A 1,629-nucleotide genomic window follows, 5' to 3' on the forward strand; every position below is an offset into this window, starting at 1 on the left:
CGCGCTTAGAAGCAAAAGCCAAAGCAAAAGCAAATGCCAAAGCAAAAGCAAAAGCAGGGCAAGCCGCGCTGCGCGACGCAGTGGCGGCAGGTGGCTATTGGTCTGCGTCACGCTATGCGCGACAATAGCGATCATTTGCGGAGCCCCCCATGACTGAATTCACCCCTGACGCGATCCTCGATGCCACCGGCCTGAACTGCCCGGAGCCCGTCATGATGCTGCACCAGCACGTGCGCAACCTGGCCGCCGGTGGCCTGCTCAAGGTCATCGCCACCGACCCCTCGACCCGACGCGACATTCCCAAGTTCTGCAACTTCCTCGGCCACGAGCTGCTGCAGCAGCAGGAAGAGGCAGGCACCTTCCTCTACTGGATTCGCAAGAAAGCCGACTGAGCCGCGCTGGAACACGCCCGTCGTAGCGCCTACACTGCGTTCCCCTGACAGGAGAGCGCCATGCTGATAGTTGCCGACGAGAATATCCCGCTGCTCGATGCCTTCTTCGAAGGCTTCGGCGAGATCCGCCGATACCCCGGCAGGAGCCTCGACGCCGCCAGTGTCAAAGAGGCCGATGTCCTGCTGGTGCGTTCGGTGACCAAGGTCGATCGGCAACTGCTCGAAGGCAGCAAGGTACGCTTCGTCGGCACCTGCACCATCGGCACCGATCACCTCGACCTGAACTATTTCGCCGAAGCCGGCATTCACTGGAGCAGCGCCCCAGGCTGCAATGCCCGAGGCGTGGTCGACTACGTACTGGGTAGCCTGTTGACCCTGGCCGAACTGGATGGCGTAGCGTTGCCACAGCGCACCTATGGTGTGGTCGGGGCAGGTGAAGTCGGTGGCCGGCTGGTGCGCGTGCTGCACGGCCTGGGCTGGAAGGTGCTGGTGTGCGACCCGCTGCGCCAGGCCAGCGAGGGCGGCGATTTCGTCAGCCTCGAAACGATCCTCGAACAGTGCGACGTGATCAGCCTGCACACACCGCTGCAGCGAGACGGCGAGCACCCGACCTGGCACCTGCTGGGCGCCGCGCAACTGGCAGACCTGCGACCGAGTGCCTGGCTGATCAACGCCAGCCGTGGACCGGTGGTGGACAACGCAGCCCTGCGTGAGTTGCTGCTGGACCGCGAAGACGTGCACGCCGTGCTCGATGTCTGGGAGGGCGAACCGCAGGTCGATCTGCAACTGGCCGACCTGTGCACCTTGGCCACGCCGCATATCGCAGGTTACAGCCTGGATGGCCGCCAGCGTGGCACGGCGCAGATCTATCAGGCGCTGTGCCGCTTCCTCGACCAACCTGAGCGGGTGCAACTGGCCGACCTGCTGCCCAAGCCGCCGCTGGCGCAGATCGAGCTGGATGGCGAGGCTGACCTGGGATGGGCGCTGGCGACCCTGTGCCGAGCAGTGTACGACCCCCGTCGCGACGATGCCGATTTCCGCCGTAGCCTGAGTGAGGATGCCGCCGAGCAACGGGCGGCGTTCGACCAGCTGCGCAAGCATTATCCGCCACGGCGCGAAATCGAAGGGTTGGCGGTGCGGGTGCGGGGCGAGGCACCGCAGTTGGTGCAGATGGTCAGTGCCTTGGGTGCGGTAATGGTCTGACGGACTTGGGCATGCTGTACCGGCCTCATCGCCG

General features: G+C 64.8%; 2 protein-coding genes. Both read left to right on the forward strand.

Annotated elements, in window-relative coordinates; translation table 11 throughout:
- The first annotated feature begins 149 nt into the window (after positions 1-149).
- Positions 150-392 (forward strand): sulfurtransferase TusA, encoded by a 243-nt coding sequence (gene tusA, locus PMI38_RS03685; RefSeq protein WP_008090850.1) that lies wholly within the window; start codon positions 150-152, stop codon positions 390-392.
- Positions 393-452: 60 nt separating this feature from the next.
- On the forward strand, positions 453-1,595 hold the full coding sequence (pdxB, locus tag PMI38_RS03690; protein ID WP_008090852.1) for a 4-phosphoerythronate dehydrogenase PdxB: 1,143 nt from the start codon (positions 453-455) through the stop codon (positions 1,593-1,595).
- Positions 1,596-1,629: the final 34 nt, after the last annotated feature.

It is taken from the genome of Pseudomonas sp. GM84 (genome assembly GCF_000282535.1).
Classification (GTDB): domain Bacteria; phylum Pseudomonadota; class Gammaproteobacteria; order Pseudomonadales; family Pseudomonadaceae; genus Aquipseudomonas.

What these genes read in the sequence shown, in the direction of transcription:
- tusA (WP_008090850.1), top strand. Translation starts at nt 150, where the DNA reads ATGACTGAATTCACCCCTGACGCGATCCTCGATGCCACCGGCCTGAAC.
- pdxB (WP_008090852.1), top strand. Translation starts at nt 453, where the DNA reads ATGCTGATAGTTGCCGACGAGAATATCCCGCTGCTCGATGCCTTCTTC.